The sequence below is a fragment of the Sphingomonas taxi genome (assembly GCF_000764535.1).
In the GTDB taxonomy this organism is placed as follows: Bacteria; Pseudomonadota; Alphaproteobacteria; order Sphingomonadales; family Sphingomonadaceae; genus Sphingomonas; species Sphingomonas taxi.
The window spans coordinates 172,415-191,450 of record NZ_CP009571.1; the positions used below are offsets into that span (position 1 = coordinate 172,415).

Here is a 19,036-nt window from a genome sequence, read left to right on the forward strand (position 1 = left end):
TCCTTCTCCAGGTTGACGTTTGCGTCAACTTGTCCGATCGCGGGCCGGAGACGAGCCGTTGTCGTCGTGCGCCTGAACGCTTTTGCCGCCGCCGACAACATACAAGCGTGATGCACCGCGGATGGTGCCCGGGAGTGGAATGATGTCGACACGCGAATCGATGCCCTATGACGTGGTGATCGTCGGCGCCGGCCCGGCGGGCCTGTCGGCGGCGATCCGCTTCAAGCAGGTCGCGGCCGAACAGGGCGCGGACCTGTCGGTCTGCGTGCTGGAGAAGGGCTCGGAGGTCGGCGCGCACATCCTGTCGGGTGCGGTGATCGATCCGCGCAGCCTCGACGAACTGCTGCCGAACTGGCGCGAGGACGGCTGCCCGCTCGCCGAGGTGCCGGTGACCGAGAACCACCATTGGGTGCTGACCGCGACTGGCAAGCGCACTTTGCCCGAATTCCTCACCCCGCCGTTTATGCACAACAAGGGGACCTATACCGGCAGCCTCGGCAATCTGTGCCGCTGGCTGGCGGGCAAGGCCGAGGAGCTGGGCGTCGAGATCTTCCCTGGCTTCGCCGCCGCGGAGATTTTGTTCGACGAACAGGGCAGTGTGAAGGGCGTCGCCACCGGCGACATGGGCGTCGCACGCGATGGCACGCACAAGCCCGATTACACGCCGGGGCTCGAGCTCCACGCCAAATACACCTTCTTCGCCGAGGGCGTGCGCGGCCACCTCACCAAGGAAGTGATCCGCACCTTCGATCTGGCCAAGGATGCGCAGCCGCAGGTCTATGGCCTAGGCATCAAGGAATTGTGGGACATCGATCCCGCGCTGCACAGCCCCGGCCGCGTCATCCATACGCAGGGCTGGCCGCTCGGCGACGACGCCAACGGTGGCAGCTGGCTGTATCATCAGGCGAACGGACAGGTCAGCCTCGGCTTCGTCACCTGGCTCAATTACACCAATCCCTATCTGTCGCCCTTCCAGGAGATGCAGAAGTGGAAGACCCATCCCGAGATCGCCGCGATCCTCAAGGGTGGCAAGCGCGTGTCCTACGGTGCGCGCGCGATCAATGACGGCGGGTTGCAGTCGATCCCGAAGCTGGTCTTCCCCGGCGGTGCGCTGATCGGCTGTTCGGCGGGCTTCCTCAACGTGCCGCGGCTCAAGGGCACGCATGGCGCGATGAAGTCGGGGATGATGGCCGCCGAGGCTGCGGTCGCGGCGATCCTGTCGCAGCGCGAGCACGACGAACTGGCCGCCTATCCCGCGGCGTTCGAGACGTCTTGGCTGCACAAGGAGCTGTCGGTCGTCCGCAACGTCGTGCCGCTGGTCAAGAAGTTCGGCGACTTCCTCGGCTCGGGCCTCGCCGGCGTGACGATGTGGCTGGAGCATTTCGGGCTCAAGATGCCGTTCACGATGAAGCATCATCCCGATCACGAAAGCCTGTGGCGCAAGGATCTGGTCAAGCCGCCGGTCTATCCCAAGCCCGACGGCGTGCTGACCTTCGATCGCCTCTCGTCGGTGTTCCTGTCGAACACCAATCACGAGGAGGACCAGCCGGTCCATCTGACGCTCAAGGACCCGAACGTGCCGGTCGAATACGACCTGCCGCTCTACGACGAACCCGCGCAACGCTATTGCCCGGCCGGCGTTTACGAGATCGTGGGCCAGGAGACCGGCGATCCGAAGTTCGTGATCAACGCGCAGAACTGCGTCCACTGCAAGACGTGCGACATCAAGGACCCGACCCAGAACATCAACTGGGTGGTGCCGGAGGGTGGTGGAGGCCCGAATTATCCCAATATGTAAACGCCTGTTCCTCGCGTCGCTGCTGAGCCTCGGCGCGGTCCCGCCGGCAGCGGCCGACACCGGTCATCTCGCCGACTATCTCAAGGCCGGCGCCGCCGATGCCGACGGCCGGGTCGATCTCGCCGCGGCCGGCTATGCCCGCGCGCTCGCCGCCGCGCCGGCGAGCACGGCCGTCGCGTTGCGCGCCTATCGCGAGGCGCTGGCCGCCGGCGACGTCGCGCTCGCCACCCGCGCCGTCGCGGTGCTGCGCGGCCGGCCCGAAGCGCCCGCCGACCTGCCGCTGCTGCCGCTCGCCGTCGCCGCGGCGAAGCAGGACGTCGCCGGCGCGACCGCGGCGACCGATGCGCTCGCCGCGACGCCGCTGGCGGTGCTGGTGCCGTCGCTGCGCGCGTGGATCGCGTTCGCGGAAGGGACCGATCCCGCGCCGCAGATCGCCCGCGCGGGCAAGGACCCGGTCAGCCAGCGGCTCACCGCCGAGACCGCGGCGCTGCTCCAGATCGCCCGCGGCGATACCGCACGGGGGCTGGCCACCATCCAGGCGCTGCGCGAGACGGGGTCGCCGGTCGACCTGCGCCTGTCCGCCGGCCAGTTGCTGTTCGGTCGCGGCGAGACCGATCGGGCGCGCGCGCTGCTCGCCGGCGGCGATCCGGGGTTCGCAGCGGTGCGCGCGGGCGACGCCGCGCAGCCGACGCTCGGGTTCGGCGTGTCGCGGCTGCTCGGGCGGATCGCCGGCGACCTCGCCGATCAGGACGCCACCGACCTGTCGATCGCGCTCGCGCGCACCGCGGTGATCGCTTATCCCGCCAACGACCGCGCCCGACTGCTGCTCGCCGCCGCGCTCGCCAAGGACAAGGCGATCCCGCGCGCGCTGGCGACGCTCGACGGCATCGCGCCCGCCAGTCCCTATGCGGCGACCGCCGGCGCGACGCGGATCAGCATCCTGACCACCGCCGGCCGCCCCGCCGACGCGCTGGCGCTCGCCCGCAGCGGTGCCGAGCGGGCAGGGGCGGGCGAGAGCGACTGGCAGACCTATGCCGACCAGCTCAGCGCGATGAACCGTCATCGCGAGGCGGCGGACTGGTATCGCCGCGTCGTCGACGCCGATCCGACCGCGTGGAGCGCATGGCTGCAATATGGCGGCGCGCTCGAACAGGCGGGCGACTGGCCGGCAGGCCGCGTCGCCTTGCAGAAAGCGGTGGCGATCGCGCCGCGCGAGCCGCTCGCGCTCAACTATCTCGGTTATGCGCAGGCGGAGCGGCGGGTCGACGTGCCGCAGTCGATCGCGATGCTCGAACGCGCGCATGCGTTGAAGCCCGACGATGCCTCGATCGCCGATTCGCTCGGCTGGGCCTATTTCATCGGCGGCGACCTCACCCGCGCGCAGCCGCTGATCGAAAGCGCCGCCGCGGGCGATCCGATCAATGCGGAGATCGGCGAGCATCTCGGCGACCTCTATTGGACCCGCGGCCGCCGTTACGAGGCGCGCTACGCCTGGCGCGCCGCGGCGCTGACCGCCTCGGCCGACGATGCGACGCGGCTCGCCACCAAGGCGGTGCAGGGGCTGCCGCGCAAATGATCGTCGAGCCGGCGCCTGCCAAGATCAACCTCGCGCTCCACGTCCGTCGTCGTCGCCCCGACGGCTATCACGAGCTGGAGACGCTGTTCGTCTTCGCCGCCGATGGCGACAGCGTGACGGTGGTGCCCGACGCGACCGACCGGTTCGCGATCACCGGGCCGTTCGCCGCCGCGCTCGCCGGCGCTGCGGAGGCGGACAATCTGGTGATCCGCGCCGCGCACGCCTTTCGCGCGGCCTTCGATATCGCGCAGCCGCATGCGATCACGCTCGACAAGCATCTGCCGATCGCCTCGGGAATCGGCGGCGGATCGGCCGATGCGGCGGCGACGCTGCGGGCGCTCGCCGGGCTGCACGGCATTGCGCCCGACGACCCGCGGCTGTTCGTCATCGCCGAGGCGCTTGGTGCCGACGTGCCTGCCTGTCTGCTCGGCCGCGCGACGCTCGGCACGGGGAAAGGCGAGGCGTTGCTGCCGGTCGAGGGGCTGGCGGGCATGCCGTTGCTGCTGGTCAATCCTGGCGTTGCGGTAAGTACCGCGGCGGTGTTCGCGAGATGGGATGGCGAGGATCGCGGCGGTATTGCCGCCGACGGCGATCTGCTCGCGCGTGCGCTGGTCGGGCGCAACGACCTGCAGGCGCCGGCGGTGGCGATCGCGCCGGCGATCGCCGCGGTGTTGGCGCTGCTCGATGCGGCGGCGGGTGTGCGTCTGGCGCGGATGTCGGGGAGCGGCGCGACCTGTTTCGCGCTGTTCGAGTCGGTCGCGGCGCGCGACGCCGCGGCGGCGCGCGCAGCCGCCGAGGGGTGGTGGACGCTGGCGACGACGCTGACCTGAGCCCGTTCTTCGCGGACGCCTTTCCTGCGCGGGATGGCGAAACACCCACAATCCTGCCGAGGCTTAGCGTTCCCCTCTTGTTCCAAGAGAACAAACGCCGTACATAGCGAAACAGACGCGTTGCCCCGGTGACGCGCTTGCTCTAGCGAGGAACCTCCCGATGGCCGCCAATCTGAAAGTGATCGACACCGGCATGGCAACCGCATCCACCGACCGGCAGAAGGCGCTCGACGCCGCGCTGGCCCAGATCGACCGCGCCTTCGGCAAGGGCTCGGCGATGAAGCTCGGCGCGAAACAGTCGATGGAGGTCGAGACGATCTCCACCGGTTCGCTCGGCCTCGATATCGCGCTCGGCGTCGGCGGCCTGCCGCGCGGCCGCGTGATCGAGGTCTATGGCCCCGAATCGTCGGGCAAGACGACGCTCGCGCTGCACGTCATCGCCGAGGCGCAGAAAGGCGGCGGCACCGCCGCCTTCGTCGACGCCGAACATGCACTCGATCCCGTCTATGCCAAGAAGCTCGGCGTCAACATCGACGAGCTGATCGTCTCGCAGCCCGACACCGGCGAACAGGCGCTCGAGATCGTCGACACGCTCGTCCGCTCGAACGCGATCGACGTGCTGGTGGTCGATTCGGTCGCCGCGCTCGTGCCCCGTGCGGAAATCGAGGGCGAGATGGGCGACAGCCACGTCGGCCTGCAGGCCCGGCTGATGTCGCAGTCGCTGCGCAAGCTGACCGGTTCGATCAGCCGCTCGCGCTGCATGGTGATCTTCATCAACCAGCTGCGCATGAAGATCGGCGTGATGTACGGCAATCCGGAGACGACGACGGGCGGCAACGCGCTGAAATTCTACGCCTCGGTCCGTCTCGACATCCGCCGCACCGGCGCGATCAAGGACAAGGAAGAGGTCACCGGCAACGCTACGCGCGTCAAGGTCGTCAAGAACAAGGTCGCGCCGCCGTTCAAGCAGGTCGAATTCGACATCATGTATGGCGAGGGCATCTCCAAGATCGGCGAGATCCTCGATCTCGGCGTCAAGGCCGGGCTGGTCGAGAAATCGGGTGCGTGGTTCAGCTACGACAGCGTCCGCATCGGCCAGGGCCGCGAGAATTCGAAGACCTATCTGCGCGAGCATCCCGAAATGGCCGACCGCCTCGAAAAGGCGATCCGTCAGCGCACCGAAAAGGTCGCCGAGGAGATGATGGCCGGTCCGGAAGCCGACGACGACATCTGATGCCGGCACATCGATAAGCACGAAACGAGAGGCTCGCCGGCAACGGCGGGCCTCTTTTGCTTGGAATTGCGCCAACCTTCTCCGGAGACTGCCGATGACCACCCATATTGACTGGACCGGCCGCGTCGGCACCGTCTGGGCGGAGGAATGGCGCCGGACCGAGCGCGCCTTCGCCGATCTCGCTCCACGGCTCGACGCCGCGATCCTCGCTGCCGCGCCGGCCGGCGCGATCAATGCGCTCGACATCGGCTGCGGTGCCGGTGCCACCGCCGCCGCGCTCGCCGCAGCGCGGCCAGACGCGCAAGTCACCGGTGCCGATCTGTCACCCGACCTCGTCGCCGTCGCCGAGGCGCACCATGCGCGCGCCAACCTCAGCTTCCGCACCGCCGACGCGTTGGTCGCCGCTGCCGGGCTCGCGCCGCTCGACCTGATCGTTTCGCGCCACGGCGTCATGTTCTTCGCCGATCCCGCGGCTGCCTTCACCCGTCTTGCTGCCGCGACGCGGCCCGGTGGCCGCTTGGTGTTCAGCTGCTTCGCCGCCGTCGCCGACAATCCCTGGGCGACGCTGATCACCCCCGCGCCGCAACGCTCGGGCAGCTACGTGCCCGGCCCCTTCGCCTTCGCCGATCCGGAGGCGGGCGCTGCGGTCCTCGCCGCCGGCGGCTGGGCCGACGCGACCGCCGTTCTCACCCGCTTCAGCTATCGCGTCGGCGCGGGGGAGGAGGCGGTAGAGGATGCCGTCGCCTTCCTCACCCGCATCGGACCTGCCGCCTCCCGGCTCCGCGATGCCGCCGCGGAAGACCGGCCGGCGCTTCTCGCCCGCCTGCGCGCGGCGCTGACGGCGCAACGAAATGGCCCTGTCGTGGATTTCCCTGCGGCGGCCTGGCTATGGACCGCCCGCGCGACAGGGGAGACCGTATGATCATCGTCCACCATCTCGAGAACAGCCGCTCGCAGCGGATCTTGTGGATGCTCGAAGAATTGGGCCTCGATTATCAGATCAAGCGGTATCAGCGCGATCCCAAGACGATGCTGGCGCCGCCCGAGCTGAAGCGCGTCCACCCGCTCGGCAAGTCGCCGGTGATCGAGGACCTCGACGCCAACGGCGGCCGGGTGATCGCGGAGACCGGTGCGATCGTCGAATATCTCGTCGAGAAGGCTGACGGCCGGCTCGGGCCGCCGGCGCATCGCGAGTCGGTGCTGCGCTACCGCTTCTGGCTCCATTATGCCGAGGGTTCGATGATGCCGCCGCTGCTGCTCAAGCTGGTGCTCGGCCGCATCCCGCTGATGGGCAAGGCGGCGGTCAAGCGCATCCAGCCGATGATCGACGTCCATCTCGACTATGTCGAAGCGGAGCTGGCGCAACGCCCGTGGTTCGCCGGCGACGTGATGACCGCCGCCGACATCATGATGAGCTTCCCGCTCGAAGCGGCGCGCAGCCGCGCCGGCCTCGATGCCTCGCGCCCGGCGACGATCGCCTGGCTCGAGAAGGTCCATGCGCTGCCGGCCTATCAGGCGGCGCTGGAGAAGGGCGGCCGCTACGCCTACGCCTGATGGCGGCTAGTGCCGGAAGCTGGTCGCTGCCGGTGCCGCCGGCCCCTCGGCCACCGCGGGGTCGATCGTCGCGGGCTCGCGCGGATCGAACCCGCCCTCCCATTTCGCCACCACCGACGCCGCCACCGCGTTGCCGATCACGTTGGTCGCGGTGCGCCCCATGTCGAGGAAATGGTCGATCGCGAGGATCAGCAGCAGGCCCGCTTCGGGGATCTTGAACACCGGCAGCACCGCCGCGATCACGACGAGGCTGGCGCGCGGCACGCCGGCGATGCCCTTGGACGAGATCATCAGGAACAGGAGCATCGCGATCTGCGTGCCGAGCGGCAGGTCGATGCCATAGGCCTGGGCGATGAACAGCGACGCGAAGGTCATGTAGATCATCGAGCCGTCGAGGTTGAACGAATAGCCGAGCGGTAGCACGAAGCTGGCGATGCGCGGCGGCACCCCGAATTTGTCGAGCGCCTCCAGCATGCGCGGATAGGCGGCTTCCGACGAGGCGGTGGTGAAGGCGACGAGCAGCGGCTCGCGGACGTAGCGGATCAGGTCGCGGATGCGCGGCCCGATGAACAGGAAGCCGATGCCGAGCAGGATCGCCCACAGGCACAGCAAGGCGAGATAGAAGCTGCCCATGAAGAAGGCGAGCTGGCCGATCACCCCGGCGCCGCGCTCGGTCAGCGTCGCCGCCACCGCGCAGAACACCGCGAGTGGTGCGACGCGCATGACGTAATCGGTGATCCGCAGCATCACCGCGACCAGACCGTCGATCGCCCGGGTCAGCGGCGCGGCGCGCTCGCCGACCGCGGTGATCGCGACGCCGACGAAGATCGAGAAGACGACGATCTGCAGGATCTCGTTGGTCGCCATCGCCTCGACCATCGAAGCGGGGACGATGTAGGTGATGAATTTGTCGAGGCTGAACGCGGCGGTGGCGATGCCGGCATCGGCGTCGACCGGCGGCAGCGGCAGGTTGATGCCGACCCCCGGCCGGATCAGATTGACCAGGATCAGCCCGAGCCCGAGCGACAGCAGGCTGGCCGAGACGAACCAGCCGATCGCCTTGGCGCCGACCCGGCCGAGCGCCGACGTATCGCCCATCTGGGTGATGCCGCTGACCAGCGTGGCGAAGACGAGCGGCGCGATGATCATCTTGATCAGCCGCAGGAAAATGGTGGTGCCGATCGCGAAATAACCGGCGATGCCCTTCAGCCGCGCCGCCGCCGCGGCCGAACCGTCGTCGAGCCAGCCGTTGATCGCCAGTCCCACCACGACACCGAGCAACAGGCCGATCACGATAAACAAGGTCAGCCGTTTGGCCATGCACGAAACTCCAGGATTTGCCGCTAGGGAAGGGGATTGCGGCCGCCGGGTCAAGCGCCGTATCGCTGCATCATGGTCTTCAGCCCCTCGCGCCGTTCGCTCCTCGCCGCCGCCGCGGCGGTGCCGCTCCTGTCGTCGGGGCTGCTCCGCGCCGCCGAACCCGATCTGTCCGCGCTGCGCGACATCACGACGGGCGCGGTGCCGATCGGCCGCGACGAGCGCGCCCGCCGGCTGGCGCGGGCACAGGCGCTGATGGCGGCGAACGGGCTTGGCGCGGTGCTGATCGAGCCGGGCTCGTCGATGCTCTATTTCACCGGCGTGCGCTGGGGGCGCAGCGAACGGCCGACGCTGGCGATCCTGCCCCGCGAGGGCGAACCGCTGATCGTCACGCCCTTCTTCGAGGAGCCGTCGGTCCGCCAGACGCTGAGCGTCCCCGCTGCGGTGCGCGTCTGGCAGGAAGACGGCAATGCGCTGGCCGTCGTCGCCGGCTGGCTGAAGGAGCGCGGGCTCGACCGGCTGCCGATCGGCATCGAGGAGACGACACGCGTCTTCATCCCGGCCGACCTCGCCCGTTTCGCCCCCGATGCACGACAGGTGAGCGCCAATCCGGTGGTGCGCGGCTGCCGGATGATCAAGACGCCCGCCGAACTCGCCTTGATGCAGTGCGCGACCGAGGTGACGCTCGCCGCCTATCGCTGGCTGGCGCCGCGGGTCGAGGCGGGGATGACCGGCAGCCAGATCGGCGCGCTGATGACCGCCGCGACCACCCGGCTCGGCGGCGATCCCGAATTCGCGCTGGCGCTGATCGGTCCCGCCGCCGCGCTGCCGCACGGCAGCCGCGAGGTGCATCGCATCGCCGCGGGCGAGATCCTGCTGATGGACTGCGGCTGCACCGTGCAGGGCTATCAATCCGACATCTCGCGGACCTGGGTGCCGCAGGGCCGCGCGACCGTCGCGCAGCGCAAGGTCTGGGATCAGGCGGCGCGCGGCCAGCAGGTCGCGCTCGCCGCGGCGCGGATCGGCGTCACCGCGGGTAGCGTCGACGATGCGGTGCGGCGCTATTACACCGGCCTCGGCTACGGCCCCGACTATAAGCTGCCCGGCCTGTCGCACCGCACCGGCCACGGCATCGGCATGGACGGCCACGAACCCGTCAACCTCGTTCGCGGCGAGACGACGCGGCTGGCCGCCGGCATGTGCTTCTCGAACGAGCCCGGCATCTACCTGCCCGGCCAGTTTGGCGTCCGGCTGGAGGATTGCTTCCACATGACCGCCGAGGGGCCGCGCTGGTTCAGCACGCCGCCCAAGTCGATCGATCAGCCTTTCGGATGAAGGACCAGCATATGCGGCTTTCCTGCGCCTACGCCCTTGCTCTGCTGTCGCTTGCCGGACCCGCGGTCGCGGCGCAGCCGCCGGGCTTGCCGAAGCGGGTCGGGACATGCGTGTTCAGCACGGTGCGCAACGTCTCCGCGCGGCTGGAGGATGGATCGGGCCGGCCGGTGCCCGAGAGCGGTACGAGCATATCCCTCGCCAATGGCCTGTACGGCGTCTCCTACAGCCGCGTCGCGGCGGCACAGAATGCGCGGCGGGGGGATCGCGTGCTCGCCTGCCTCGTCAGCATTCCACGGCATTGCCCGCCGGGCGACGATCGCGGCCGGATCTATACGACGACCAACCTGCGCACGATGGAATCGTGGACGCTGCCCGACTCGCAGCACATGTGTGGTGGCGCGTAACGACGCTTGAGGGCGGGCCGTCTCTCGCCTAAGTCGCTTGGTCTATGACCTCGACCAACGACATCCGCCGCGGCTTCCTCGACTATTTCGCGAGCGCGGGCCATGCCATCGTGCCCTCCGCGCCGCTGGTGCCGCAGAACGACCCGACGCTGATGTTCGTCAACGCCGGGATGGTGCCGTTCAAGAACGTCTTCACCGGCCTCGAAAGCCGGCCCTACACCACGGCGACCAGCAGCCAGAAGTCGGTGCGCGCCGGCGGCAAGCACAACGATCTCGACAATGTCGGCTATACCGCGCGGCATCACACCTTCTTCGAAATGCTCGGCAATTTCTCGTTCGGCGATTATTTCAAGGAACAGGCGATCCACCACGCCTGGACCTTGCTGACGAGCGTCTGGGGTATTCCGGCCGAGAAGCTGACCGCCACCGTCTATCATACCGACGACGAGGCGTTCGGCCTGTGGACCAAATATCTGCCCGAAGAGCGGATCATCCGCATCGCCACCAAGGACAATTTCTGGGCGATGGGCGACAGCGGTCCGTGCGGCCCCTGTTCCGAGATCTTCTACGACCATGGCGACCACATCCCGGGTGGCCCTCCCGGCAGCCCGGACGAGGATGGCGACCGCTTCGTCGAGATCTGGAACCTCGTCTTCATGCAATATGAGCAGGAGGCCAATGAGATCGTCGGCGAGCTGCCCAAAAAGTCGATCGACACCGGCATGGGGCTGGAGCGGATCGCGGCGGTGTTGCAGGGCGTCCACGACAATTACGATACCGACACGTTCAAGGCGCTGATCGCCGCTTCGACCTCGCTGACCGGCACCGATGCCGAGGGGCCGCGGCGGGCGTCGCATCGCGTCATCGCCGATCATCTGCGTTCGTCGGGCTTCCTCGTCGCCGACGGCGTGCTGCCTGCGAACGAGGGGCGTGGCTATGTGCTGCGGCGGATCATGCGGCGCGCGATGCGCCACGCGCATCTGCTCGGCGCCAAGGAGCCGTTGATGCACCGGCTGGTGCCCGCGCTGGTCGCCGAGATGGGCGCCGCCTATCCCGAGCTGGTCCGCGCGCAGCCGCTGATCGAGGCGACGTTGCGCCAGGAAGAGACGCAATTCCGCAAGACGCTCGACAAGGGGCTGAAGCTGCTCGACGAGGCGACCGTCGACATGGCCGAGGGCGCGACGCTCGCCGGCGAGACCGCGTTCCGGCTCTACGACACGTTCGGCTTCCCCTACGACCTCACCGAGGACGCGTTGCGCGAGCGCGGGCTGACCGTCGATCGCGCCGGCTTCGATGCGGCGATGGCCGAGCAGAAGCGTGCTGCCCGCGCCGCCTGGAAGGGCTCGGGCGCCAAGGCATCGGACGATCTGTGGTTCGACATCGCCGAGGAGACCGGCTCGACCGAATTCATCGGCTATAGCGCCGACGTCGGCGAGGGCGAGGTAGTCGCGCTGGTCAGGGACGGTGCGCGCGTCGATCAGGCGGCGGCGGGCGACACCGTCGCGATTATCGTCAACCAGACGCCCTTTTATGGCGAGAGCGGCGGGCAGGTCGGCGACACCGGCACGATCACGACCGACGGCGGCCTGCGGGCCGTGGTGACCGAAACCTCGAAGCAATTGGGCCGCGTCTTCGTCCATCATGCGGTCATCGAGGGCGGTGCGATCAAGGTCGGCGATGCCGTCCGTCTCCAGATCGACGTCGCGCGTCGCGCGCAGATCCGCGCCAACCATTCGGCGACGCATCTGCTGCACGAGGCGCTGCGCCAGCGGCTCGGCACGCATGTTGCGCAAAAGGGCTCGCTGGTCGCGCCCGAGCGGCTGCGCTTCGACGTCTCGCACCCGGTGGCGATGACGGCGGAGGAACTCGCCGACGCCGAGATCGCGGTCAACGCGCAGATCCGCGGCAACGGCAGCGTGACGACCCGGCTGATGACCCCCGACGAGGCGATCGCCGAGGGTGCGATGGCGCTGTTCGGCGAAAAATACGGCGACGAGGTCCGCGTCGTGTCGATGGGGACCGAGGATGGCGGCAAGGCCTATTCGGTCGAGCTGTGCGGCGGCACCCACGTCAATGCGCTCGGCGACATCGGCCTGTTCAAGGTCGTCGGCGAGGGCGCGGTGTCGTCGGGCGTGCGGCGCGTCGAGGCGCTGACCGGCGAGGCGGCGCGCGCCTATCTCAACGGTCGCGACGAGCGGCTGCGCGAGGCGGCGAGCGCGCTCAAGACGACGCCCGACGAGGTGCCGGCGCGGGTGATCGCGCTGCTCGACGAGCGGCGGCGGCTGGAGCGGGAACTCGCCGAGGCGAAGAAGGCGCTGGCAATGGGCGCCGGCGCCGGTGGTGCGGCAGCGGGACCGGAACAGGTCGGCGGTGTCGCGTTCATCGGTCAGGTGCTCGACGGCTTCGAGGCGAAGGGGCTGCGTGGCGCGGTCGATGACGCCAAGCAGCGTCTAGGCGGCGCGGGCGTCGCGGTGATGGTCGCGGTCAACGACGGTCGCGCCTCGATCGCGGTCGGGGTGAGCGACGATCTGGTCGGCCGGGTCAATGCGGTCGACCTGCTGCGCCGCGCGGTTGCGGTGCTCGGCGGGCAGGGCGGCGGCGGCCGGCCCGACATGGCGCAGGGTGGCGGTCCCGACGGGGCGAAGGCGGCGGACGCGGTCGAGGCGATCCGCGCGGCGCTGACCGAGCAGGCGGTCGCGGCCTGAAGATCGTCAGTTGGTGATGCGGCGGTGAGCGTGACGGTGCCGACGAGGCTCGACGCTCAGGCCTGAAGAAAGTCCTCCCCCTGGCGGGGGAGGACTTTATCTGAATATTGATCCGGTCAATTCGTTTAGGTCGAAGCGGGGAGGGCGGACCCTCCCCGATCCGTTACTTCGCCGCGCCGGTGGTGGCCGCTGCGAGCTGGTCGGCGGTGATGCCGGCGACGATCTTGCCGCTCGCATCGGCGCTGAAGCCGGCGATCGGCAGCTTCACGTCGCCCTTGGCGGTCGTCAGCGTGACGAACTGCGCGTCGGCCGCCTTGATCGTGCCGAGCGTCGCGCCGTTGAGGCCGGTCACCGACGTGCCGGGGGTCAGCTTGGACTTCACCGCCGCCTGCGCCTGTGCCTGCGAGCTCGCGACCGCGGCGTCGAGATCGGCCTTGGTCATCGCCATCGCGAAGCCCTTGTCGGTCTTGCCGATCGACGCGGGGGGGACGGGCACCTGCGCGGTGCCGGTGTTGAGGATCACCGCCTGCGGGGTGATGCTGGCGACGGTGCCGAGCGCGACGCCCGCACTGTCATAGATCGTCGCGCCGACGGTGGGCGCGGTGGCGGTGGCGGAACCGGTAGCGGTCGCCGCGGCGCCGGGGGCAGGCTGGGCTTGCTGTGCCAGAGCCGCGGCGGGCACCATCATCAGGCTGCCGATCGTCAGGGCCAGGGTACGCATTGGAATTCTCCCATCTTGGTCGTTGTGACGGGGTAACGATGGTGTTCCAAATGCGGTTCCGCCCGCCTTTCTCGGCGAGCGGAGCCTGAACCGGGATCAGCCGGCGATCGGCAATCGGACCGTCCCGTCCGCGGCACGCTCCAGCGGACCGTAAGCGATGACGGTTTCGAGCAGCAGCGGCTCGTAGAGATGCGGGAAAAGCTGGCCGCCGCGCGATTCCTCCCACTTCAGCGTGTCGCCGAAACTGCCGAGGTCGATTGCGACGACGTGCAGGTCGCTCTGCCCGGCGAAATGCTTGTCGACCGTCTCGGTGAGCTGTGCCGCCGTCGACATATGGATGTAGCCGTCGGACAGGTCGACGGGCGCCCCGGCGAACTGCCGGTCCCGCTCCAGCACCGCCATCTGCTCGGCGGTCAGCACTTTATAGGCGGTGGTGGGACGCTCGCTCATGCCTCATCCCCGCTCTCGCCGTCGTCGCTGTCGTCGACCTGCTCGTCCATCGTCTGCGGCCCGGTGCCGTCGTCGACCACCAGATCGTCCCCGCCCGGCAGCGCCGGGGTGCTGCCCAATTCCTCGGCGATCACCGCCTCGGCCTCGTTCTCGGGCTCCTCCTCCTCGTCGATCCGCGCGGCCGAGACGACATGTTCGTCCTTGGCGACGCTGAACAGCGTCACGCCCTGCGTGTTGCGGCCGGTGACGCGGACGTCGCCGACCGACATGCGGATCAGCTTGGCCTGATCGGTGACCAGCATCAATTGCTCGCCCGAATGCGCCGGGAAGCTCGCCACCACTGGCCCGTTGCGGCCCGCGGAGACAATATTGGTGATGCCCTGGCCACCGCGGTTGGTGCGGCGATATTCATAGGCCGAGGTGCGCTTGCCATAGCCGTTCTGGGTGACGGTGAGGATGAACTCCTCCGCGGCCTCGAACTCGGCCATCCGCTCGGGCGGCAGCGCCGCCTCGCGCTCGCCTTCCTTCCAGGCCGCGGCTTTCAGATATTGCTCGCGCTCTTCGGTGGTGGCGTGGAAGCCGCGCAGGATCGAGAGCGAGATCACCTCGTCGCCCTCGCCGAGGCTGACGCCGCGTACGCCGGTCGAGGTGCGGCTCTGGAATTCGCGCACGTCGGTGGCGGCGAAGCGGATCGCCTTGCCGTTGCGCGTGGCGAGCAGCACGTCGTCACTCTCGGTCAGCACCGCGACCCCGATCAATTTGTCGTCGGACCCTTCGTCGAAGCGCATCGCCAACTTGCCGTTCGACGGGATGTTGGCGAAGGCGTCCATCGCGTTGCGGCGGACGGTGCCGTTGGCGGTGGCGAACATGACGTGCAGGTCGCCCCAGCGCGTCTCGTCCTCGGGCAGCGGCAGGACGGTCGAGATCGTCTCGCCCGGCGCCAGCGGCAGCAGGTTGATCATCGGCCGGCCGCGCGTCGCCGGCCCGCCCTCGGGCAGGCGCCAGACCTTCTTGCGATAGACCTTGCCGAGGTTGGAGAAGAACAGCACCGGCGTGTGCGTCGAGGTGACGAACAGGCTGGTGATCGCATCCTCTTCCTTGGTCGCCATGCCGGCGCGCCCCTTGCCGCCGCGCTTCTGCGCGCGGAAGGCGTCGAGCGGCGTGCGCTTGATATAGCCCTGCACCGTGACGGTGACGACCATGTCCTCGCGCTCGATCAGATCCTCGTCGTCGATGCCGTCGGCGGCAGCGGCGATCTCGGTCCGGCGCGGCGTCGCGAAGATCGAGCGGACGTCGACCAGCTCCTCGCGCATCACCTCATAGAGGCGCTTGCGGTTGCCGAGGATCTCGAGCAGCGCGGCGATCGAATCGGCGAGGCCCTTGAGCTCGTCGCCGATCTCGTCCCGACCCAAAGCGGTGAGGCGATGCAGGCGCAGATCGAGGATCGCGCGGACCTGCACGTCGGACAGGCGGTAGCTCTCGCCGACCTGGATGCCCTCGACCGCCTCGACCAGGCTGAGATAGGGGGCGATCTCGGCGACCGGCCATTCGCGCGCCAGCAGCGCGGCGCGTGCCTCCGCCGGGCTCGACGAGCCGCGGATGATCCGCACCACCTCGTCGAGGTTGGTGACCGCGATCACCAGCCCGAGCAGGATATGCGCCCGGTCGCGCGCCTTGTTGAGCTCGAACTTCGAGCGGCGGGTGATGACCTGTTCGCGGAACTGGACGAACGCCTGGATGATGTCCTTGAGGTTCAGCGTCTCCGGCCGGCCGCCGCGGATCGCGAGCATGTTGGCGGGGAAGGACCCCTGCGCCGGCGTGTGCCGCCAGAGCTGGTTGAGCACCACGTCCGGCGTCGCGTCGCGCTTGAGGTCGATGACGATGCGCACGCCCTCGCGGTTCGATTCGTCGCGGATGTCGCTGACGCCCTCGATGCGCTTGTCCTTGGCGGCCTCGGCGATCTTCTCGACCAGCGCGTTCTTGCCCTGCTGGAAGGGGATGGCGGTGAGCACGATCGAGCGCCGGTCGCCACGGCTCTCCTCGACGATATGGCGCGAGCGGACGATGATCGAGCCGCGGCCGGTATGATAGGCGGAGCGCGCGCCCGCCTTGCCGAGGATGATCGCACCGGTCGGGAAGTCGGGGCCGGGGACGATCTCGATCAGCTCGTCGATCGAGATCGTGCCGCCGGCCATCGTCGCATCGATATAGGCGATGCAGGCGTCGACCACCTCGCCGAGATTGTGCGGCGGGATGTTGGTCGCCATGCCGACCGCGATGCCGCCGGCGCCATTGACGAGCAGATTGGGGAAACGCGCCGGCAACACCTGCGGCTCGCGCTCGCTGGCGTCGTAATTGGGCTGGAAATCGACGGTATCCTTGTCGAGATCCTCCATCAGATAATTGGCGGCGCGGGCGAGGCGCGCCTCGGTGTAGCGCATCGCGGCGGGCGGATCGGGATCCATCGAGCCGAAATTGCCCTGGCCGTCGATCAGCGGCAGGCGCATCGCCCAATCCTGCGTCATCCGCGCCAAGGCGTCGTAGATCGAGGTGTCGCCGTGCGGGTGGTATTTACCGATCACGTCGCCGACGATGCGCGCCGACTTGCGGTACGGACGGTTGAACAGGAAGCCGTTTTCCTGCGCCGAGAACAGGATGCGGCGATGGACCGGCTTCAGCCCGTCGCGCACGTCGGGCAGCGCGCGCGCCACGATGACGCTCATCGCATAGTCGAGGTAGCTCGACTTCATCTCGTCGACGATGGAAATCGTCGAAATGTCGGAGGGTTCGGCGAGGGTGGTCTCGTCGGCCAAGGCTATACGCTTTCGGATTGTTACAGAAGTGTGCCGATCTTGTAGGACCACCCGGACCGAAAGTCACGCGCGCACGCACATACGCGTGCGCGCGGGATACAGGAGTGGCGACGCTTATTTCTTGCAGGCGGTCTTGGTCGCGTTGCCGGCCTTGCTGCAATCGTAGGTGACGGTCTTGCCGGTGCTGGTCTTGGTCGTCACCATCCGGCCCTTGGCGGCGGAGGTGGTGCGCGTCGTCGTCTTGGCCGTCGCGGTGGGGCGGCCGACGGCGGGCTTGGTGGTGGTCGTCGTGCGGCTGGTCGCCACCGTCCTTGCGGTGGTCTTCGGCGTGGCGGCCTGCGTGGCGAGGGCCGCCGAGCCGCAGCACAGCGACGCGACGGCCAGCATGGCGAAGGGCAGGGACTTGGTCATGGCATCATCTCCAGCGGCGGACGCGTGGATCGCGTCGCCCTGCCGGCAAGGATGCGCGCGCCGGGCTGACGCGTAAATGGCTGAAACATGACGATTATGTCATGTTCGGGGGGCTTGCCGGCTACCCGTCGTCTTCCCGCGCGGCGCTGCACGATGGCGTTCCAGGCGCACCCGGCCACCGTGCCCTGCAGTGTTCCTGCGGACGCAGGAACTCAGGGTCAAGCAGAACCACAGCTGACGGCGTTCCGGACCCTGGGCTCCTGCGTTCGCAGGAGCACTGGTGGGGTTGGGCAGGGGCAGCGGTACACGTCGGGGGTGACATCGAGCGGTGAAGCCCCAATCGAGCCCCATCACCACAGCCTTATGCACCGGGTTAGGTCAGGCGTCGCATCCAGCCGCGCCCTAAGGCGCGACTTCCTTGCCCTCGAAGTCGAACAGCTTGCCGCTGTCGGTTACGGTCAGGCCGTCGATCACGTCGAGTAATTGCGACGCCGCGCGATCCGGCGTGAACAGCGTGCCCGGCCGCACATTGCCCTGGAACGGCTTCGACAGCGCGGTGTCGACCGTGCCCGGATGCAGCCCGACGACGATCGAGCGATCGTTGCGGCGCTTTTCCTCGATGCTCAACGTCCTAACCAATTGATTGAGCGCGGCCTTCGCCATTCGATAGCCGTACCAGCCGCCGAGCCGGTTGTCGGAGATGCTGCCGATCCGCGCCGAGAGGACGGCGAACACCGTCCGCCCCTGTTTGGGCATCAGCGGCAGCAGATGCTTGGCGACCAAGGCCGGCCCGACCGCATTGACGCGCAGCACCTGTTCGAGCCACGCCGGATCGAATTCGCGATAGCTTTTCTCCGGGCCGCGCTCCGCATCGTGCAGCAGGCCGGTGGCGAGGATGACGAGCGACGGCGCCGGCCCGGTGGCGATCCGCGCCGCGGCGGCGGCGATGCTCGCCTCGTCGGTGATATCGATCGGCGCGGCACCCGAGCGCGACAGCGCGTGGATGCGGGCGTAGGCCGCTTCCTCGACCAGCGCCTCATGCAGCGCGGCACCGATCCCGCCGGATGCGCCGATGACGACCGCGGCGCTCAACGCGAGAACCGCCATTGATCGTCGCTGCTCGCCGCCGCGTCGAACGCATAGCCGTCGCTGTCGAACCCCCGCATCGCGTCGATGTCGGTGATGCGATGCTCGACCATCCAGCGCGCCATCATCCCGCGCGCCTTCTTGGCGTGGAAGCTGACGAAGCGGTCGCCGTCGCGGAAATCGATCGCCACCACGCGGACGTCGGCGGGCAGGTAGCCCGCGACCCCCGCCCAATATTCCTGGCTGGCGAGGTTGAGGACGACCCGCTCGCCGTCGGCGGCGACATCCTCGGCCAGCGCCTTGCCGATGCGGTCGCCCCACCAGTCGGTCAGCTTCTTGTGCCGTGGCGCCCAGCGCGTACCCATCTCCAGCCGGTAGGGGCGCATCAGGTCGAGCGGGCGCAGCATGCCGTACAGGCCCGAGAGCAGTCGCAGATGATCCTGTGCGAAGGGGAGCGCCTCCTCCTCCAGCGTCTTGACGTCGAAGCCGGTGTAGACGTCACCGTCGAACCCGAAGATCGCCGGCCGTTCGGGCGCGTCCGCAAAGTTGCGGAAGCGGTCGGCGTTGAGCTTGGCCAGCGCCGGCGAGATTTGCATCAGCTCCGACAGCTTCTTCTGCGTCAGGTGCGATGCGGCGGCGGCGAGCGTCTGCGCCTCCTTGGCGAAACGCGGCCGGGTCGGCGCGAGATCGGGGATGGGCGACTCATAGTCGAGCGTCTTGGCGGGGGAGAGGACGGCGATCATCGTGTCCGCCGGTAGCCGCCCCGCGGCGGCCGTTCAATCGCCGTTCAGTGCGGGTGCCG

The 19,036-nt window shown here is 68.8% G+C and carries 16 protein-coding genes; 9 read left to right on the forward strand and 7 right to left on the reverse strand.

The genetic code is table 11. The features are described from left to right. The first annotated feature begins 142 nt into the window (after positions 1–142). From MC45_RS00780 to MC45_RS00805, 6 genes are all read left to right on the forward strand, one after another. Positions 143–1,798, forward strand: coding sequence for an electron transfer flavoprotein-ubiquinone oxidoreductase (locus MC45_RS00780; protein ID WP_038666112.1), 1,656 nt, complete (start codon positions 143–145; stop codon positions 1,796–1,798). Beyond that, positions 1,770–3,374, forward strand: a complete 1,605-nt coding sequence (locus MC45_RS00785) for a tetratricopeptide repeat protein (RefSeq protein WP_245640791.1) — start codon at positions 1,770–1,772, stop codon at positions 3,372–3,374. Before MC45_RS00780 ends, MC45_RS00785 begins: the two co-directional genes overlap by 29 nt. Next, positions 3,371–4,204 (forward strand): 4-(cytidine 5'-diphospho)-2-C-methyl-D-erythritol kinase, encoded by an 834-nt coding sequence (locus MC45_RS00790; RefSeq protein WP_038658393.1) that lies wholly within the window; start codon positions 3,371–3,373, stop codon positions 4,202–4,204. Before MC45_RS00785 ends, MC45_RS00790 begins: the two co-directional genes overlap by 4 nt. Before the next feature lie 160 nt (positions 4,205–4,364). Next, complete coding sequence (gene recA / locus MC45_RS00795) at positions 4,365–5,438, forward strand: recombinase RecA (RefSeq protein WP_038658396.1); 1,074 nt, start codon at positions 4,365–4,367, stop codon at positions 5,436–5,438. A gap of 94 nt (positions 5,439–5,532) precedes the next feature. Then, the gene (locus MC45_RS00800; RefSeq protein WP_038658399.1) at positions 5,533–6,360 is read left to right on the forward strand and encodes a class I SAM-dependent methyltransferase; all 828 of its coding nucleotides are present in this window, start codon (positions 5,533–5,535) and stop codon (positions 6,358–6,360) included. Beyond that, on the forward strand, positions 6,357–6,992 hold the full coding sequence (locus tag MC45_RS00805; RefSeq protein ID WP_038658401.1) for a glutathione S-transferase family protein: 636 nt from the start codon (positions 6,357–6,359) through the stop codon (positions 6,990–6,992). Before MC45_RS00800 ends, MC45_RS00805 begins: the two co-directional genes overlap by 4 nt. 6 nt (positions 6,993–6,998) lie before the next feature. Here MC45_RS00805 and MC45_RS00810 read toward each other — a convergent pair whose 3' ends face one another. Next, the gene (locus tag MC45_RS00810; protein ID WP_038658404.1) at positions 6,999–8,312 is read right to left on the reverse strand and encodes a dicarboxylate/amino acid:cation symporter; all 1,314 of its coding nucleotides are present in this window, start codon (positions 8,310–8,312) and stop codon (positions 6,999–7,001) included. 72 nt (positions 8,313–8,384) lie between these two features. On the opposite strand from MC45_RS00810, the gene MC45_RS00815 reads away from it, so the two are divergent. The 3 genes from MC45_RS00815 to alaS are packed head-to-tail and all read left to right on the forward strand — an operon-like array spanning position 8,385 to position 12,753. Then, on the forward strand, positions 8,385–9,644 hold the full coding sequence (locus MC45_RS00815) for a M24 family metallopeptidase (RefSeq protein ID WP_038658407.1): 1,260 nt from the start codon (positions 8,385–8,387) through the stop codon (positions 9,642–9,644). Between the two features lie 11 nt (positions 9,645–9,655). After that, a complete protein-coding gene (locus MC45_RS00820; protein ID WP_038666114.1) occupies positions 9,656–10,048 on the forward strand; it encodes a hypothetical protein in 393 nt (130 codons plus the stop codon). 44 nt (positions 10,049–10,092) lie between these two features. Next, complete coding sequence (gene alaS / locus MC45_RS00825; RefSeq protein WP_038658410.1) at positions 10,093–12,753, forward strand: alanine--tRNA ligase; 2,661 nt, start codon at positions 10,093–10,095, stop codon at positions 12,751–12,753. A gap of 163 nt (positions 12,754–12,916) precedes the next feature. On the opposite strand, the gene MC45_RS00830 is transcribed toward alaS, so the two are convergent. From MC45_RS00830 to yaaA, 6 genes are all read right to left on the reverse strand, one after another. Beyond that, positions 12,917–13,474 (reverse strand): hypothetical protein, encoded by a 558-nt coding sequence (locus tag MC45_RS00830; protein WP_038658413.1) that lies wholly within the window; start codon positions 13,472–13,474, stop codon positions 12,917–12,919. Between the two features lie 96 nt (positions 13,475–13,570). Further along, positions 13,571–13,924: a DUF952 domain-containing protein gene (locus tag MC45_RS00835; protein WP_038658417.1), complete on the reverse strand. Its 354-nt coding sequence runs from the start codon at positions 13,922–13,924 to the stop codon at positions 13,571–13,573. After that, positions 13,921–16,737, reverse strand: coding sequence for a DNA gyrase subunit A (gene gyrA / locus MC45_RS00840; RefSeq protein WP_038658420.1), 2,817 nt, complete (start codon positions 16,735–16,737; stop codon positions 13,921–13,923). Before gyrA ends, MC45_RS00835 begins: the two co-directional genes overlap by 4 nt. A 114-nt stretch (positions 16,738–16,851) precedes the next feature. Next, complete coding sequence (locus MC45_RS00845) at positions 16,852–17,148, reverse strand: hypothetical protein (protein WP_038658422.1); 297 nt, start codon at positions 17,146–17,148, stop codon at positions 16,852–16,854. A 402-nt stretch (positions 17,149–17,550) separates the two neighbouring features. Continuing rightward, positions 17,551–18,255 carry an SDR family NAD(P)-dependent oxidoreductase gene (locus MC45_RS00850; RefSeq protein ID WP_038658426.1) on the reverse strand — a complete coding sequence of 235 codons (705 nt, stop codon included), beginning with the start codon at positions 18,253–18,255 and terminating at the stop codon, positions 17,551–17,553. Next, positions 18,237–18,977, reverse strand: coding sequence for a peroxide stress protein YaaA (gene yaaA / locus MC45_RS00855; RefSeq protein WP_038658430.1), 741 nt, complete (start codon positions 18,975–18,977; stop codon positions 18,237–18,239). Before yaaA ends, MC45_RS00850 begins: the two co-directional genes overlap by 19 nt. Between the last annotated feature and the right edge of the window lie 59 nt (positions 18,978–19,036).

What these genes read in the sequence shown, in the direction of transcription:
- MC45_RS00780 (WP_038666112.1), top strand. Translation starts at nt 143, where the DNA reads ATGTCGACACGCGAATCGATGCCCTATGACGTGGTGATCGTCGGCGCC.
- MC45_RS00790 (WP_038658393.1), top strand. Translation starts at nt 3,371, where the DNA reads ATGATCGTCGAGCCGGCGCCTGCCAAGATCAACCTCGCGCTCCACGTC.
- recA (WP_038658396.1), top strand. Translation starts at nt 4,365, where the DNA reads ATGGCCGCCAATCTGAAAGTGATCGACACCGGCATGGCAACCGCATCC.
- MC45_RS00800 (WP_038658399.1), top strand. Translation starts at nt 5,533, where the DNA reads ATGACCACCCATATTGACTGGACCGGCCGCGTCGGCACCGTCTGGGCG.
- MC45_RS00805 (WP_038658401.1), top strand. Translation starts at nt 6,357, where the DNA reads ATGATCATCGTCCACCATCTCGAGAACAGCCGCTCGCAGCGGATCTTG.
- MC45_RS00810 (WP_038658404.1), bottom strand. Translation starts at nt 8,312, where the DNA reads ATGGCCAAACGGCTGACCTTGTTTATCGTGATCGGCCTGTTGCTCGGT.
- MC45_RS00815 (WP_038658407.1), top strand. Translation starts at nt 8,385, where the DNA reads ATGGTCTTCAGCCCCTCGCGCCGTTCGCTCCTCGCCGCCGCCGCGGCG.
- MC45_RS00820 (WP_038666114.1), top strand. Translation starts at nt 9,656, where the DNA reads ATGCGGCTTTCCTGCGCCTACGCCCTTGCTCTGCTGTCGCTTGCCGGA.
- alaS (WP_038658410.1), top strand. Translation starts at nt 10,093, where the DNA reads ATGACCTCGACCAACGACATCCGCCGCGGCTTCCTCGACTATTTCGCG.
- MC45_RS00830 (WP_038658413.1), bottom strand. Translation starts at nt 13,474, where the DNA reads ATGCGTACCCTGGCCCTGACGATCGGCAGCCTGATGATGGTGCCCGCC.
- MC45_RS00835 (WP_038658417.1), bottom strand. Translation starts at nt 13,924, where the DNA reads ATGAGCGAGCGTCCCACCACCGCCTATAAAGTGCTGACCGCCGAGCAG.
- MC45_RS00845 (WP_038658422.1), bottom strand. Translation starts at nt 17,148, where the DNA reads ATGACCAAGTCCCTGCCCTTCGCCATGCTGGCCGTCGCGTCGCTGTGC.
- MC45_RS00850 (WP_038658426.1), bottom strand. Translation starts at nt 18,255, where the DNA reads ATGGCGGTTCTCGCGTTGAGCGCCGCGGTCGTCATCGGCGCATCCGGC.
- yaaA (WP_038658430.1), bottom strand. Translation starts at nt 18,977, where the DNA reads ATGATCGCCGTCCTCTCCCCCGCCAAGACGCTCGACTATGAGTCGCCC.